The following is a 16,306-nucleotide window of genomic DNA, read 5'->3' as shown; positions in this document are numbered from 1 at the left end:
CCTATTATTTACTTAAATTTTCTTCAATTACCTCCAAAGAACTCTCCAAAAGCACTAAATTATTAGCATTCAAAATCTCATAAGTACTTAATTCTGAACTACTTACAACGCTAGATGCTTTTAAATTGCGTGACGACAAATATACATTTTTATTGGTATTACCCAACACAAACAATGATTTTTTATTTTCTAACTCTAAAGCTTTCAAAACGTTAATGAAATTCTTAGTGTTTGGAGTTTCAAAATTAAAGTCCTCAAGAACGATAATATTTGATTCTTTTGCCTTAATAGAGAACGCTGATTTTCTAGCTAAACGTTTCAAGTTTTTATTCAATTTAAATGAATAACTTCTTGGTCTAGGTCCAAAAACAGTTCCTCCTCCTTTAAACAAAGGGTTTTTTGCACTACCCGCACGAGCAGTACCTGTTCCTTTTTGTTTTTTAATCTTACGAGTACTTCCCGCTACTTCAGCTCTTTCTTTAGCTTTGTGCGTTCCTTGTCTTTGATTAGCAAGATATTGCTTTACATCAAGGTATACTGCGTGATTGTTTGGTTCAATTGCGAATACTGAATCAGAAAGTTGAACTTTTCTCCCAGTATCTTTTCCGTTGAAATCTAATACTTTTACTTCCATTACTTCTGAATGATTACATAAGAGTTGTTATGCCCAGGAACACATCCTTTAATAACAAGTAGGTTCTTTTCAGCAACTACTTTTAAAACTCTAAGGTTTTGTACTTTTACATTATCTCCTCCCATTCTTCCAGCCATACGCATTCCTTTGAATACTCTAGATGGATAAGAAGAAGCTCCCACAGAACCTGGCGCTCTTAAACGGTTGTGCTGACCATGAGTTGCTTGTCCAACACCACCAAAACCGTGACGTTTCACAACACCTTGAAAACCTTTACCTTTAGATACACCTTGTACATCCACAAATTCTCCTTCTTCAAAAATAGAAACATCAATAAGATCTCCTAATTTTTGTTCAGTTGCAAACTCTTTGAATTCAACGACTTTTTTCTTAGCTACAGTTCCCGCTTTTTTAAAGTGACCTAAAGCCGCTTTTGTGGAATGTTTCTCGTTTTTGTCATCGAAACCAAGTTGCAACGCTTCGTACCCGTCAACACCTTTGGTTCTGACTTGGGTAACAACACATGGACCTGCCTCAATAACAGTACAAGGAATATTCTTCCCGTTCTCATCAAAAAGACTAGTCATGCCGATTTTTCTACCAATTAACCCAGACATAAATATTAATTATTAATTATTAAATATAAAAACAGAACACAATCGTTTAAGTGAAGCTGTTTTTAAAGTGGTGCAAAAGTATAACTTATTTACACACAAACCAAAAAAACTTTTCACTTAAACGAAGTGCTCTAATTTACTCTTGAAAAAAAACTTAAACTTTGATTTCTACTTCAACTCCACTAGGCAATTCTAATTTCATTAAAGCATCGATAGTTTTAGATGAAGATGAATAAATATCAATTAATCTCTTATATGACATTACTTCAAATTGCTCTCTTGCTTTTTTATTTACGTGCGGAGAACGCAATACTGTAAATAATTTTTTATGAGTTGGCAAAGGAATTGGTCCTGTTACCACTGCTCCGGTAGTCTTAACCGTTTTTACAATCTTTTCAGCAGACTTATCTACCAACATATGATCGTAAGATTTTAATTTTATTCTGATTTTTTGACTCATTTTCTTAAAGATTAAGCGTTTCCTTTTGCTTTTTTGATTACTGCTTCTGAAATATTAGAAGGTGTTTCTGAATAGTGAGAGAATTCCATTGTAGAAGTTGCTCTACCAGAAGACAATGTTCTTAATGTAGTTACATAACCAAACATTTCTGATAAAGGCACATCTGCCTTAATAGTTTTCGCACCATTTCTATCACCCATGTCATTCACCTGACCTCTACGACGGTTGATATCACCTACGATATCTCCCATGTTTTCTTCCGGTGTAATAACTTCCATTTTCATGATTGGCTCAAGAATTACAGCTCCGGCAGCCTTAGCTACTTCTCTATAACCCATTCTGGCTGCTAATTCAAAAGAAAGTGCATCCGAATCCACCGGGTGGAAAGATCCATCTAACAAAGTTACTTTTAAACTATCAACTTGGTAACCAGCCAAAGGACCTGTTTTCATAGCTTCACGGAAACCTTTTTCAACAGCAGGGATATATTCTTTAGGAACGTTACCACCTTTAACTTCATTAACAAACTGTAATCCTACAGGAACTTTACCATCAACTTCATCAGCAGGCTCAAGTCTAAATACGATATCACCGAATTTACCACGACCTCCAGATTGTTTTTTGTAAGTTTCTCTGTGAGTAGCTGTTTTTGTAAACGCTTCTTTGTACTCAACCTGAGGCTCACCTTGATTTACCTCAACTTTGAATTCACGTTTCATTCTATCAACTAAGATATCTAAGTGAAGCTCACCCATACCTGAGATAATAGTTTGTCCTGAAGCCTCATCTGTTCTAACAGTAAATGTTGGATCTTCCTCAGCTAATTTAGCCAAAGCCATACCCATTTTATCTACATCAGCCTTAGTTTTAGGCTCAATAGCAATACCAATTACCGGTGCAGGGAATTTCATAGACTCAAGAATAATTGGGTGTTTTTCATCACACAATGTATCTCCGGTTTTAATATCTTTAAATCCAACAGCAGCTCCAATATCTCCAGCCTCAATATATTCGATTGGATTTTGTTTGTTAGCGTGCATTTGGTAGATACGAGAAATTCTTTCTTTGTTTCCTGAACGAGTGTTCAAAACATAAGAACCAGCATCTAATCTTCCTGAATAAGCACGGAAGAAAGCCAAACGACCTACGAAAGGATCAGTAGCAATCTTAAACGCTAAAGCAGCAAATGGCTCTTTAACATCTGGCTTACGCAAAATTTGAGTTTGATCTTCTTCTAATAATTCAGCATCATCAGGATGAATTCCTGTAATACCTTCTTTATCCATTGGAGACGGCAAGTATTTACATACTGCATCTAACATGAATTGAACTCCTTTGTTTTTGAAAGATGAACCAGCAATCATAGGAATGATAGCCATATCCATAGTAGCAGCTCTTAAAGCTTTATTGATTTCTTCTTCCGTGATAGAATCTGGATCTTCCATATACTTATCAAGCAAGTTCTCATCATAATCAGCAACCGCTTCAATAAGAATATCTCTGTATTCTTTCACTTCATCAACCATATCCGCAGGGATATCGATAATATCAAAAGTAGCTCCCTGAGTAGCATCATGCCAAACAATAGCTTGGTTTTTAACTAAATCAACCACACCTCTGAAATCATTTTCTTCACCAATTGGCAAAGTGATTGCAACAGCGTTTGATTTCAACATATCTCTTACTTGTTGACAAACTGCCAAAAAGTTAGATCCCTGACGGTCCATTTTGTTTACGAATCCCATACGAGGAACTCTGTATTGATCAGCAAGTCTCCAGTTAGTTTCTGATTGAGGCTCAACACCATCAACAGCAGAAAACAAGAAAACTAACCCATCAAGTACACGTAAAGAACGATTTACCTCTACAGTAAAATCAACGTGTCCGGGAGTATCAATAATATTAAAGTGGTAAGGCAATGATTCCGGCAATAACTTACCTTGCTCAGTTGGAAAATTCCACTCACAAGTTGTAGCAGCAGAAGTAATAGTAATACCTCTTTCTTGCTCTTGCGCCATCCAGTCCATTGTTGCAGCACCATCGTGCACCTCACCAATCTTATGTGATTTACCTGTGTAAAAAAGAATACGCTCAGTTGTTGTTGTTTTACCAGCATCAATGTGAGCCGCAATTCCTATATTTCTTGTATATTTTAAGTCTCTAGCCATTTCTTACGAATTAAAATCTAAAGTGAGAGAAAGCTTTATTAGCCTCTGCCATTTTGTGAGTATCCATTCTTTTCTTAACAGCCGCTCCTTCTTCTTTAGCCGCAGCTAAACATTCTGAAGCTAACCTTTGCGCCATTGACTTTTCGTTTCTTCTTCTTGAATAAAGTATCAACCACTTCATTGCCATAGAAATTTTTCTGTCTGGACGAATTTGCATTGGAATTTGAAATGTAGCTCCACCTACTCTACGACTACGTACTTCTACGTGAGGCATAACATTAGTTAAAGCATCTTTCCAAATTTCTAACGAAGTTTTCTCGTCATTTTGCTTTTTTGTTTCAATGATATCAATTGCATCATAAAAAACTTTAAAAGCTGTAGATTTTTTACCATCCCACATTAAGTTATTCACAAAACGTGTTACCAGTTGATCATTAAATCTTGGATCTGGTAAAAGTGGTCTCTTTTTTGCCGCTCTTTTTCTCATGTCTTTTTTTTAATAAAAAGTTATGGGTTATCCGTTAAATGCTATGTGTTACGATTTTTTCTTTCGATCCAATCCTAACTCTTAACTCCTAACCTCCAACTCTTAACGTTTTAAATTACTTTTTTGCTTCTTTTGGGCGTTTAGCACCATACTTAGATCTTCTTTGCGTTCTTCCTGCTACTCCTGACGTATCAAGCGCACCACGAACGATGTGATATCTAACTCCTGGTAAATCTTTTACCCTTCCACCCCTAACTAATACTATCGAGTGCTCTTGTAAATTGTGTCCTTCTCCAGGGATGTAAGCATTCACTTCATTACCATTTGTCAAACGTACACGCGCAACTTTACGCATTGCAGAGTTTGGTTTTTTTGGTGTAGTAGTGTAAACACGCGTACAAACCCCTCTTCTTTGAGGACAAGAATCTAAAGCAACCGATTTACTCTTCTTAGTTATCTGAGTTCTTCCTGTTCTTACTAATTGTTGAATTGTTGGCATAATTAATACTAAAAATTATTATGTAAATTTAAATCCCGCTTTTTACGGGCTGCAAATGTATAAATTATTTTTTACTCTACAAATGTTAATTCATTAATTTTCAATAACATCATCTTGCACTATTAATTATTAAAAAAAAGACAACAATTTTATAACATTTGCATTAAAAAAAGTGATATTTTAGAGACATTCTTAAAAAAGCTACAAAAACAAAAAAACAAGCTGCAACAATTAGGTAGTTTAACAAAAAATTAAGAGATTTGTTTCTGGAACCCAAAAGCTACACTCAATGAAACGAAAACTTAATGTATTTTTGTCATTATTATTATTAATGATAATCAACCAACTTTCTTATTCACAAGAAAGAACCGTAACCGGTACTGTATTAGACAATACAGGTCTTCCTCTACCAGGCGCCAGTGTTTTAGTCAAAGGCACTCAGTCGGGTACACAAACAGATTTTGATGGAAAATTCAGCATCAAAGCCACAGCATCACAAATATTAGTATTTAGCTACATTGGTATGAAATCACAGGAAATACCAGCCAGCTCAACAAATATTAGTGTAAAACTTCAAGGAGATGCACTTGAACTTGAAGGAGTAGTAGTTACCGCTTTTGGAATCAAAAGAAATCCTAAACAATTAGGTTATTCCACCAGTTCGGTTAAATCGGAAAATATAACTGAGACATCTGAACCAGATTTAACAAGAGCGCTTTCCGGAAAAGTAGCAGGTGTAAATGTTAATTTTTCAACTGGTGTTGCTGGAGCAGCAAACCAAATTACTATTCGAGGAACTAACTCATTAACAGGAAACACTAATCCTTTAATCATTGTAGACGGAGTAGCTTATAGTAACAATCAAGTAACCAGTTCTGACCAAGTTACCGGAGGTGGTGGTTACGAAAGTGCCCTTTCAACGTTAGATCCAAATGATATTGCTGAGATAAACGTACTTAAGAGTACTGCTGCTGCAGCTTTATACGGATCAAGAGCCATGAATGGTGTAATTGTGATTACAACAAAATCCGGATCTTCTAAATTCAAAAAAGCTGAAAAATTAAATATAAATATCGGAATAGGTTCATACTTTGAAACTATTGCAAACCTACCTGATTACCAAAATACCTATGGAGCAGGAACGTTATTTGACTACGGAAATGTAAACGGTTCATGGGGAGCACGTTTTGACTCGCGAGAAACAATACCTACATGGGCGTCACTATTAGAAGCATATCCGGATAAATTTGGACCTACGGTTCCTTATGTAGCCAAACCTAACAACGTAAAAGATCTATTCAGAACAGGTCTAGTATTAGACAAAACAATAGGTTTTAATTACTCTGGTGAGGACGGAAATTTCAATGCTACATTATCTAACATGGCTCAAGATGGATACATCCCCTATAACACATATGACAGAACTTCGATGTCAGCGGGAGGTAATTTTAAATTAAGTAATAAATTAACGGTTGGATCAAATTTTAGTTATTCCAAAACCAAACAAATAGGAGGTTTCTTTGGAGAAAATCAATATGACGGTGCCTCTTCATCATTTGCAAGAACATTGTTTTTAGCACGTAACTGGGATTTCAACCTACCTTATGTCGACCCAACAACAGGAGGTTCTGTTATTCCAAACGGTACTGGGTATGATCACCCAATGTGGTCTTGGAAACACGATCAAATTATCACACATACTGACAGAATTGTAGCGGGATTAAATTTGAATTATAAATTTAATGACAATATATCTGCCTCTTACCGAGTGGGTATAAACAATTACAAACTTGATCGTGATGAGATACGAGACCTAGCCTCCAGAGCTGATAACGGCTTGGGGTCACTTAAAAAAGACTACTACATGAATCAGGATATTGAATCAACCTTTTTGGTTAATTTTAATTATGACCTGACTAATAAGATTAAATTTGCCGCGATTTTAGGTAACAATTTATTGCAAAACGAATTTCAGAGAGAAACGAATACTGGTAACGAATTTATTCTTCCAGACATTTTCAATTTTAAAAATGTTAAAACAATAAAGAATATTACTGACGAATCTGCTCAAAAAAGAAATGCAGGTGTTTTTGCAGATATCACTTTATCATATAACGATTATCTGTTCCTTAATGCTACGGCAAGAAAAGACTGGAGTTCTTCATTACCAAAAAACAACAACTCTTATTTCTACCCATCAGTAAGTGCTTCTGCTATACTTACAGATGCCTTAAATATTAAAAGTGATGTTTTAACTTTTGCTAAAATTCGAGGAAGTTTTGCCAGAGTGGGTCGAGATGTTGATGCAGAATTTTTAAGAATTTCTTTTGAGCAAGGTGACTCATTTAATGGTCTTCCTACAATTGGAAACAACACTAGCTTAGGAGACCAAAACATTACACCTGAATTTTCAAACGAATTTGAAATAGGTACAGACTTAGAATTTTTTAACAGACGTATTACATTAGATTTAAGTTTGTATCACAAAAAAACTACAGATTTATTAACTCCTGTAACAGTAGCAACAACATCTGGTTATGACAAAATCAACACAAATGCAGGAGACATCCTAAACAAAGGTATCGAGGTTAGTTTAACTCTAATCCCTATCAAAACTGAAAATTTCCAATGGACATTTGGTACTTTATTCACTAAAAACAAGAATGAGGTTACAAAATTACGCGAAGGATTAGATAGAATTCAATTAGATCCTAATGAAGTTGCATATGCTATTCCAGGACAACCATTTGGAGTATTTTACGGAACTAAATTTGCACGTGATGAACAAGGCAACTTTTTAATCAATGAAAGTGGCGGGGCAATCTATGAAGATACAAAACTGGGGATTATAGGCGATCCTAATGCCGATTTTAAAATTACGTTCAATAACACCTTTAAATATAAAGGATTCACATTAGGTTCTCAATTTGACTGGAAACAAGGTGGAGATTTTAGCTCAGTTACTATTCAAAGCTTACTTGGTAGAGGAGTAACAAAAGATACCGAAAACAGAGAAAGCACATTTATTATCCCAGGTTATTATGCCGACAGTGACCTTAACCCAATATTAGATGATCAAGGAAACAAAATACCAAACAGTATCCAGTTAAGCATGAACGAATTGTACTTCTCCCCTGCTGGAGGAAACACATTTGCCATAAATAGTGTAGATGAAGCATCTGTATATGATGGAACAGTATTTAGATTAAGAGAATTGAGCTTAACGTATGATTTACCAAACAACCTTTTAAAGAAAACTCCATTTGGCAAAATGAGTTTTAGTATCATTGGAAATAACTTATGGTATTTTGCTCCAAATGTTCCTAAATACACCAATTTTGATCCTGAAGTAACCAGCTATGGTTCTAGCAAATTACAAGGAATAGAAACTTCTGCTGCCCCAACAGCTAAAAGACTAGGATTTAAAGTAAACTTAACATTTTAATCAGATGAGACTCATACACAAAATAAAATCAAATAAAGCACTAGTAGTTTTATCAATAATATCCACCATGTTTATTAGTTGCGAAAACTATTTAGATGTTGACACAGACAAAGACTACCCAAAAGTTGCACCTCTAAATTTCTTATTAACCAGCACTCAGGTAAGCATTTCCTCAATTGGAGCTTATGACGTTAATATGGGAAGAATTTTATCTACCTATACTCACCAGTTTACTTCAAGAGAAGACGAAGACCAATACGGCGTTAAAGTTGATGACATTCAATTACAAAATGACTGGGATGCTACCTATTTATCATTAACAGATATTGAAACAATGATAACTCAAGGTACAGAAACTGAAGACTTGATTTATGTAGGAATTGCACAATTAGAGAAAGCGTATGTAATCGCAAATGCAGTAGACTTATGGGGAGATGTACCATTTAGTGAGGCTACAAAATTGACAAATGGAATTATTTCGGCTAAATTTGATAATCAAAAAGAAATATATACATCAATTTTTGAACTTATTGAAACTGCTAAAGCTAATATCAACACAGGAAAGGGATTAAAACCCAGCACTGATGATTTGATTTATGGAGGCAACACAGACAAATGGATACGATTCGCCAATACTTTTAAATTAAAACTATACAACCAAACGCGATTAACTCCAGATTTCGACACCGCTGGTTTCAACGCATTGATTGCTGAAAATAATTTCTTTAAATCAATTGAAGATGATTTCCAATTCAATCATTTTAATTCAATTTCTCCTTCATACGAAAGAAACACCCTATTCAAAGAAGCATATGAAAGTACACAATTTGGCAGCTATCAAAGTCCATGGTTCTACGAGATTTTAAAAGGCGTTAATCCAAATATTCACTCGGGGAATCCAGATCCTAGAATGAATTATTACTTCTACAATCAATTAGAACCAGGCGAATTCCCTTCGGATCAAGGAGATGCCGCAACAGGAGACCCTAATGCTGATTATTGGGATGAATCAACTGGTTTTTTCAGCAACCGCTTTGGTAGCACAGGTCCAGACAGAGATAAAAGTGCTGAAAACTCATATACCTACCCTGGAATTTTTCCTTCAGGAGGTCGATATAATGACGGCAATGGCGGCTCTGTAAGTACATTCAATGAATCATTCTCCGGGAAAGGTATCGCTCCGCACAGAATTTTAACTTATGATGAGTACTTATATATTAAAGCTAAATTAGTACAACAACAAAAACTTTCAGGAAATGCAGCTGATATTTTAGAAGAAGCTATTACTGCTAGTTTTGCTAAAGTTGACCAAGTAGTTGCTAAGAGCGGCACAACCCAAACAGTCCCTGTATTATCGGGTTCTACTGCTGTTCTTGACTTTATCAGCAATATAATTACGGAATTCAACAATGCTTCTGCTGCAAAAAAACTCGAAATAATTATGACTCAAAAATGGGTCGGAACTTTCGGAGATCCAGCTGATCAATACACTGATTACAGAAGAACAGGTTACCCAATTTTAGCAAATCCAAAGAGTACGACTCCAGAATATCAATTAAACAACAATGATGGTTTCCCTCTAGATGATTCGCAAACTGTATTGAACAATAATTTCCAATTATCATTTTACTGGCCTCAAAATGAACTAAGCAACAATGCGAATGCTCCAGAACAAAAAAACCCAACAACATACAAAATCTTTTGGGCTAACTAAAACAAAAAAATATGAAAAATATAAAATCACTTATTATACCTCTATTATTGATTGTTTCGATAATAGTATCCTGTGAAGATGATGGTGGAAAATCAAAAAAAACTTTCATAAGTGGTGCTACACCAAACATTACTAAACTAAGCACCTCTGATCAATCAATAAATCTCGTTGCACTTAAAAATGGCGATGATATTGATTTAGGATTTACTGTAGATCGTTATTATGGCAATATTACATCAGTTGATGTTGTTGGTTTTTATTTCACTGAAGACGGAGTTGAAAAACATGTATTCCAGTCAAATGTTACAGAATTTCCATATACTATGCATTTGGATCAAAATGACTTATTTAGCGCTTTTTCAATTGACAATGGTGACGATGTTACAATTACCGATAGATTAATCATTACTGCTGAAATGACATTGAAAGATGGCCGAGTTATAAAAATGTATTCAGATGAAGGAATTAAAAATTATGGTGCCGATATATCAAATCAGTCTCAATATGCTGCTGCACAAACTTACATTATTTCCTGCCCATTAGACGATGCCTCCTTATTTAATGGTGACTATGAAGTGGTCGTAGATGATTGGGCAGATTACGGAGCAGGTGATATTATTCCTTTAGAATATGATAGTAATTTAGGAACTTTAAAATTTAAAATTTTAAACACAAATAATCCATACATATCAAACACTGATTCCTATTTTCTAGTGACCATAAATCCAACAGATTCCTCTGTAAGTGTAGCATCTAATGAAGCATTAAACTATACAGGATTTGATATAATAAATGTAACAGGTTCTGGAGCAGTTGGTTCTTGTACTGGAGACGTAGTGATAACATTGACTTTTGGCCCTTATGGCTCTTATAATTTAGAATTAAAAAAAGTTAATTAACATCTATCTATTAATTACTCTAAAATCCATCCTGCCAAAAACAGGATGGATTTTTTTTATATATTTGCGCCATGGAAAAAGAACATCAAATATTCGGGATTAGAGCCATTATAGAAGCTATTCAGGCTGGCACAACAATTGACAAAGTGTACATTCAAAAAGAAGCTTCAGGTGAGTTAATGAAAGACCTGATGAAGGTAATGAAACGCGCTAATGTAAATTTCTCGTATGTTCCTGTTGAAAAGCTAAACAAACTTACTCCTAACAACCATCAGGGTGCAGTAGCTACCATCTCTCCTATTTCATTTTTTGACTTAGAATCATTAATTGAAACTGTTGTTGAAAACGGAAAAAAACCATTGTTTCTAATCTTAGATCAAATCTCTGATGCCCGTAATTTTGGAGCTATTATCAGAACTGCCGAATGTACCGGAGTAAACGGAATAATCATTCAAAAATCAGGCTCAGCTCCTGTAAATGGTGATACCGTAAAAACATCGGCTGGTGCAGTTTTTAACATTCCTATTTGTAAAGTAGAACACATTAAAGATGCTATTTTTCTTTTGCAGGGAAGCGGAATCAAAACCGTTGCCGCAACTGAAAAAACAGATGAAACTATCTATAACGTAAACTTAACTGAAGGTGTAGCAATTATCATGGGATCGGAAGATCGAGGAGTAAATCCATCTGTTTTAAAAATTGTAGATGAAAAAGCTAAGCTTCCTATGTTTGGAACAATTGGTTCTCTGAATGTATCAGTTGCTTGTGGTGCTTTTTTATATGAAGCAGTAAGACAAAGAAGTTAAGAATTTTAGAACGCAGATTTTAGATTGCAGAAGACTAGATTTTAAAAAATATATAAAACGAATTAAGACTGTGGTTTTGATTCGTTTTTTTCTTTTGGGACAATATCATAATTTACTTCCTGACTCGAAATATAATAATTTTGAAAATCATCTAATTCATCATCATCTTCATTTTTTGGAGGATTCACAAAATTGCCATTTTCATCAAAACGTTGCATAAACTTATCTTCTTCAGGATTATAACCAGGCATTTCCCATTCGTATTTAGGTACTTTTTTAAACTCAGGTGTTTGATATAAAAGAGCCAGAACAAAACCAGTAATCAAACCTGCTAAATGTCCTTCCCACGAAACTTTATCATCAACTTCTGGAAAAACATACCATATCATTCCGCCATAAATTGTAATTACAGCTAAAGACAAAGCCACTAATCTATAATATCTTGTCATTATTCCTTTAAAAAAAATAAAAGCAAACAACACATAAATCAATCCGCTTGCGCCAATGTGATAACTTTCTCTTCCAATTAACCAAGTTAAAATTCCCGAAAATAAAATACCATAACCCACAACCGGTACAGATTGTCTTGAATAGAAAAATTGCAAAGCGGCTAATAATACCAAAAGCGGAAGAGAATTATTATACAGATGTTCCAGATCAGAATGAACAAACGGACTAAAAATCACACCTTGTAATCCCGAAAAAGTGCGGGGATAAATGCCATTCTCCACAAAATCAAAATCAAATCGAATTTCCAGCCAATACACAAACCAAAGCAACAGCACAAAAAAAAGTGGGAGCCCTACAACTGCATTTGTAAATTTGAAATTTTGATCCATTTTATTATTTTAAAACATACAATCAATTATGTAACCAAATACAATATAATGCTATTTTGTCATACTTAGAAAAGAAAAAACAGAAAATAGAGAATAGAAAACAGAGCTATTGCATCAAATAAAAACAGTAATTTTACAAAAGTTATTGTTTGATTTCAGATTAACGAATAACGATTTTTGATTTCAGATTTCAGATTTAAAAAAATGGAAGCACCACTAGCAGAACGCATACGCCCGCAAAAATTAGAGGAATATATTAGTCAGGCTCATTTGGTTGGACCAAATGGCTCCCTGACGCAGCAAATTGCCAAAGGAATAATTCCGTCATTAATATTTTGGGGACCACCAGGAACAGGAAAAACCACTTTAGCTCAAATTATTGCACAGGAATCACAACGCCCTTTTTTCATCTTAAGTGCTATCAATTCGGGAGTGAAAGACATTCGGGATGTAATTGAAAAAGCTAAGCAAAGCGGCGGACTTTTTACTGCCAAAAACCCTATTTTGTTCATTGATGAGATTCATCGTTTTAGCAAATCACAACAGGATTCCTTATTGGCTGCTGTTGAAAAAGGATGGATTACACTAATTGGTGCTACAACCGAAAACCCAAGTTTTGAAGTCATTCCGGCACTGCTTTCCCGCTGTCAGGTTTATACTTTAAATGCGTTTACTAAATCAGATTTAGAATCTCTTTTAGCACGGGCAATGAAAACAGATACTTATTTAAAAAGCAAAAATATCCAATTAAAAGAAACCGAGGCTTTATTACGACTTTCGGGTGGAGACGGTCGAAAACTGTTGAATATTTTCGAATTGGTTGTAAACGCTTCAGCAGAAGACGAAATTATAATTACTAATCAACGTGTTTTAGAATTAGTGCAACAAAATACGGTTTTGTATGACAAAAGTGGCGAGCAACATTATGATATTATTTCGGCATTTATAAAATCCATTCGCGGAAGCGATCCTAACGGTGCCGTTTATTGGCTGGCACGAATGATTGAAGGCGGTGAAGATGTAAAGTTTATTGCCCGACGATTACTTATTTCGGCTAGTGAAGATATTGGAAACGCCAATCCTACTGCCTTAATTATGGCTAATAATACATTTCAGGCGGTAACTACTATTGGTTATCCAGAAAGCCGGATTTTATTGAGCCAATGCGCTATTTATCTGGCCACTTCACCTAAAAGTAATGCTTCGTATATGGCTATTAATACCGCACAACAGATTGTAAAACAAACCGGAGATTTATCCGTTCCAATTCATTTGCGAAATGCGCCAACCAAATTAATGAAAGAATTAGGATATGGTGAGGAGTATAAATATTCTCATGAGTATGCTAATAATTTTGCGGAACAGGAATATTTACCCAAAGAAATAGAAAATACTCCCATTTATATTCCCGGAGAAAATGCCAGAGAAAACACTACCCGAGAGTTTCTTAAAAACCGCTGGAAAGACAAATACGGTTATTGAGGAAGTTGGAAGCGGGGAGTTGGAAGCTGGAAGTAAAAAAACGGCTTCCAAATTTGATTTTGAAAGCCGTTTACCGAACTAAAACTTAACGTTTATTTTTTCTGAAACCAGTTGGTCATTTTGATAATATTCAAAAAACCACTGATTGTCTTTCTTAACTAATACCCCTTGCTGACTTCCTTTTTGAGCCAGAAACGAATTAGCATCCGAAGTTTTATAAATTTTCATTACTACACTTGGTTTGTTGTCAATAAGCTGATAGTTTCCTCCGGCTAAAGGCTGGGCAAAAAGCAATACATTAGGATCAATAGCAACAACTGCTGTCGATTGTGTTGCAGTTTCCACTTTTTCAACTTTCTCTATTTTTTCAACTTTTTCTCTTTTTTCTAAACGCTGTGCTTTTTCCGGCTTTGCTTCTACCGCGACATTAGTTCCGCCATTATATTGGTATTCTAATTCATAAATGGAAGTAAAAGCTTTATTTAAAGCATCATTATAAGCTAGCTGAAAATCTTTTTCCCTACTCAAACCTACTTCTGATTGGTATACAATTTTGCCATAGCAATCCTTAAAAGTCACATATAGTTTTGTTGCTAAAAATGCGTTATCTTTTACAATATCATAATTCAAAACAGCACAACGATTAATAGTGTCCGGAACAACCTCATTGGAATAATAAACATCAAAACCTACTTTGTTGAGATTAAATTTAGACAAAGTAGCCATTCTATATTGATTTTCTGATTTTAAAAATTCATATTTTAAAGGGACAACAACCGTTTTATAGTGGTTTAGAGATTGTGCAAACCCAACACCGGATAATAGCAATAAAAGGAATAGAAATATTTTTTTCATAATTATAAATAGTTTTTAAGTTCTAATAAATGATTAATTTGTTTAACAGAATGCGTTATATCCTGTCTGCTTTCATTAAAATAAATAGCATCAATTCCGGCATCTAAAGCTCCTAACACATCTGCTTCGATAGAATCACCAATCATAATACTGCTTTCTTTTTTGGCTTTTGCCAAATCCAGAGCATATTCAAAAATAATAGGATTTGGTTTTTTAACTCCTGCCATTTCCGAATTAGTCACGGTAGCAAAATAAGGATTTAGTTTTGCATTATTTATTTTTTTTACCTGAACATGAGCAAAACCATTGGTTATAACATGTAGCTTGTACTTTTGGCTTAAATAATTCAAAATCTCTACAGTCCCGTCAAAAAGATGGTTGTTTTCAGTTAACAATTCAATATATTCATCTGAAATAAGAGCAATAGCTTCATCAGTAATTTTATAACCAATAGCATCAAAAGACAATTTTAATCGGTCATAACGCAATTGCTGATGTGTTATTTTATCATACTGATACAATTTCCAGCAGGCTTGATTGATAGGAATATAATGGGTAATAAAGGACTCAATAAGAACTGCAGGATGGTTTCGGGCAAAGATATTTTCAAAAGTAATTTTCGAATTTTTATCAAAATCCCAAAGCGTATGATCTAAATCAAAAAACACATCTTTTATATTCTCAATTCTCATTTTTATTTTTAAAAAATTCCTTCATCTACAAAACTATAATATTTTGTCTCAGTCACAATCAAATGATCTAAAACTTTAACATCTAAACTATCTCCGGCCACTTTTAGTTTTCTGGTAATTTGCTTATCGGCATCACTGGGCATCAACGTTCCTGATGGATGGTTATGACATAATATGAGAGCGGTTGCTCCTTTTTCGAGCGCCATTTTAAAAACCAGACGAACATCAACCAGTGTTCCTGTGATTCCGCCTACACTTAACTGGGCTTTCGAAATCACTTTATTGGAATTATTCAAATATAAAATCCAAAATTCCTCATGCGGCAGTTCCCCAATAATGGGTTGCATAATTTCAAACACCGTTTTGCTTGATGTGATTTTAGTTAATTCAATCACTTCCTCTCCCCTTCTTCTTCGTCCTAATTCCATTGCAGCAATTATCGAAATTGCCTTTGCTTCGCCAATACCTTTAAAATTGATTAATTGGGTCATCGACAATTTTCCTAAGCTATTTAAATTAGCATCAACGCTGCCTAAAATTCTTTTGCTTAAATCCACCGCCGATTCATTCCTGCTTCCTGAACCTATCAAAATAGCAATTAACTCGGCATCGCTTAACGCACTTTTGCCTTTGAGCATTAATTTCTCTCTGGGCTTATCATCTTCAGACCAATTCGTAATCGGGAAAGAGTTGTTTTCCATAGCAAAAG

At 34.7% G+C, this 16,306-nt stretch carries 15 protein-coding genes; 5 read left to right on the top strand and 10 right to left on the bottom strand.

The features are described from left to right. Window positions 1-4: 4 nt before the first annotated feature. From rplD to rpsL, 6 genes are all read right to left on the bottom strand, one after another. Window positions 5-634, bottom strand: coding sequence for a 50S ribosomal protein L4 (gene rplD, locus BUB89_RS13500; RefSeq protein WP_073245928.1), 630 nt, complete (start codon window positions 632-634; stop codon window positions 5-7). Further along, window positions 634-1,251 carry a 50S ribosomal protein L3 gene (gene rplC, locus BUB89_RS13495; protein ID WP_073245926.1) on the bottom strand — a complete coding sequence of 206 codons (618 nt, stop codon included), beginning with the start codon at window positions 1,249-1,251 and terminating at the stop codon, window positions 634-636. The genes rplD and rplC overlap by 1 nt, the downstream gene beginning before the upstream one ends. Before the next feature lie 154 nt (window positions 1,252-1,405). Further along, a complete protein-coding gene (gene rpsJ, locus BUB89_RS13490; protein WP_007803605.1) occupies window positions 1,406-1,711 on the bottom strand; it encodes a 30S ribosomal protein S10 in 306 nt (101 codons plus the stop codon). Between the two features lie 11 nt (window positions 1,712-1,722). Further along, window positions 1,723-3,879, bottom strand: coding sequence for an elongation factor G (gene fusA / locus BUB89_RS13485; RefSeq protein ID WP_073245924.1), 2,157 nt, complete (start codon window positions 3,877-3,879; stop codon window positions 1,723-1,725). Between the two features lie 10 nt (window positions 3,880-3,889). Further along, the gene (gene rpsG, locus BUB89_RS13480) at window positions 3,890-4,366 is read right to left on the bottom strand and encodes a 30S ribosomal protein S7 (protein ID WP_026727879.1); all 477 of its coding nucleotides are present in this window, start codon (window positions 4,364-4,366) and stop codon (window positions 3,890-3,892) included. A 115-nt stretch (window positions 4,367-4,481) separates the two neighbouring features. Then, entirely contained in the window at window positions 4,482-4,865 is a 384-nt protein-coding gene (gene rpsL / locus BUB89_RS13475; protein WP_007136570.1) for a 30S ribosomal protein S12, read from the bottom strand. A gap of 289 nt (window positions 4,866-5,154) precedes the next feature. Between rpsL and BUB89_RS13470 the strand changes: the two genes are divergently transcribed. The 4 genes from BUB89_RS13470 (at window position 5,155) to rlmB (ending at window position 11,729) form a co-directional block, all read left to right on the top strand. Then, window positions 5,155-8,310, top strand: coding sequence for a SusC/RagA family TonB-linked outer membrane protein (locus BUB89_RS13470; protein ID WP_073245922.1), 3,156 nt, complete (start codon window positions 5,155-5,157; stop codon window positions 8,308-8,310). A 4-nt stretch (window positions 8,311-8,314) separates the two neighbouring features. Then, window positions 8,315-10,024 (top strand): SusD/RagB family nutrient-binding outer membrane lipoprotein, encoded by a 1,710-nt coding sequence (locus BUB89_RS13465; protein ID WP_073245921.1) that lies wholly within the window; start codon window positions 8,315-8,317, stop codon window positions 10,022-10,024. An 11-nt stretch (window positions 10,025-10,035) separates the two neighbouring features. Next, a complete protein-coding gene (locus BUB89_RS13460) occupies window positions 10,036-10,923 on the top strand; it encodes a hypothetical protein (RefSeq protein WP_073245919.1) in 888 nt (295 codons plus the stop codon). 71 nt (window positions 10,924-10,994) lie between these two features. After that, the gene (gene rlmB, locus BUB89_RS13455) at window positions 10,995-11,729 is read left to right on the top strand and encodes a 23S rRNA (guanosine(2251)-2'-O)-methyltransferase RlmB (RefSeq protein ID WP_073245917.1); all 735 of its coding nucleotides are present in this window, start codon (window positions 10,995-10,997) and stop codon (window positions 11,727-11,729) included. Between the two features lie 62 nt (window positions 11,730-11,791). Here rlmB and BUB89_RS13450 read toward each other — a convergent pair whose 3' ends face one another. Beyond that, window positions 11,792-12,568, bottom strand: a complete 777-nt coding sequence (locus BUB89_RS13450; protein ID WP_073245916.1) for a rhomboid family intramembrane serine protease — start codon at window positions 12,566-12,568, stop codon at window positions 11,792-11,794. 204 nt (window positions 12,569-12,772) lie between these two features. Between BUB89_RS13450 and BUB89_RS13445 the strand changes: the two genes are divergently transcribed. Beyond that, window positions 12,773-14,050: a replication-associated recombination protein A gene (locus BUB89_RS13445; protein WP_073245913.1), complete on the top strand. Its 1,278-nt coding sequence runs from the start codon at window positions 12,773-12,775 to the stop codon at window positions 14,048-14,050. A 78-nt stretch (window positions 14,051-14,128) separates the two neighbouring features. Here BUB89_RS13445 and BUB89_RS13440 read toward each other — a convergent pair whose 3' ends face one another. Genes BUB89_RS13440 through radC form a run of 3 tightly spaced genes read right to left on the bottom strand, consistent with a single transcriptional unit; the run spans window position 14,129 to window position 16,298 of the window. Continuing rightward, window positions 14,129-14,905, bottom strand: a complete 777-nt coding sequence (locus BUB89_RS13440; RefSeq protein WP_073245912.1) for a hypothetical protein — start codon at window positions 14,903-14,905, stop codon at window positions 14,129-14,131. Window positions 14,906-14,907: 2 nt separating this feature from the next. Then, window positions 14,908-15,597 carry a YjjG family noncanonical pyrimidine nucleotidase gene (locus BUB89_RS13435; protein WP_073245910.1) on the bottom strand — a complete coding sequence of 230 codons (690 nt, stop codon included), beginning with the start codon at window positions 15,595-15,597 and terminating at the stop codon, window positions 14,908-14,910. Window positions 15,598-15,605: 8 nt separating this feature from the next. After that, complete coding sequence (radC, locus tag BUB89_RS13430) at window positions 15,606-16,298, bottom strand: RadC family protein (RefSeq protein WP_073245908.1); 693 nt, start codon at window positions 16,296-16,298, stop codon at window positions 15,606-15,608. Window positions 16,299-16,306: the final 8 nt, after the last annotated feature.

It is taken from the genome of Flavobacterium flevense, from assembly GCF_900142775.1.
Lineage (GTDB): Bacteria > Bacteroidota > Bacteroidia > Flavobacteriales > Flavobacteriaceae > Flavobacterium > Flavobacterium flevense.
Note: the sequence above shows the minus strand (reverse complement) of the source record. Positions and strands in the feature narration are given on the sequence as shown.